This is a genomic window from Pseudoalteromonas sp. GW168-MNA-CIBAN-0100 (assembly GCF_040309225.1).
Lineage (GTDB): Bacteria > Pseudomonadota > Gammaproteobacteria > Enterobacterales > Alteromonadaceae > Pseudoalteromonas > Pseudoalteromonas arctica.
The window spans coordinates 1-287 of the sequence record NZ_JBEOOL010000433.1 but is presented as its reverse complement, the minus strand read 5'-3'; the positions used below and the strand labels follow the sequence as shown (position 1 = coordinate 287).

Here is a 287-nt window from a genome sequence, read left to right as displayed (position 1 = left end):
TAGTTTAGCTGGTTTTGGTTGGTTTTTAATCACTTAGGATTGCGTTAAATTTAGTGGGTAATACTAATTAATCAATAATAATTATAAAGGTCGCAGTGATGAAGCATTTAGGGATTTTATGTGTATTTTTCGTCATGTTCACGTGTCAGGTGCAGTCACAAACTCGTTTACCTTTAAGTGATTATTTTTTTGAAACATGGAATACCCGCTCAGGCCTGCCTCACAATAGTATTAATAGCTTAGCGCAAACTCAAGACGGTTATTTATGGATAGCAACATGGGAGGGT

At 35.9% G+C, this 287-nt stretch carries 1 protein-coding gene; it reads left to right on the top strand.

Annotated features, from left to right (window positions below; translation table 11 throughout):
* Positions 1-98: 98 nt before the first annotated feature.
* Positions 99-287, top strand: a 189-nt coding sequence (locus AAEY62_RS21830; protein WP_350636491.1) for a two-component regulator propeller domain-containing protein, incomplete at its 3' end; no start/stop codon positions are given.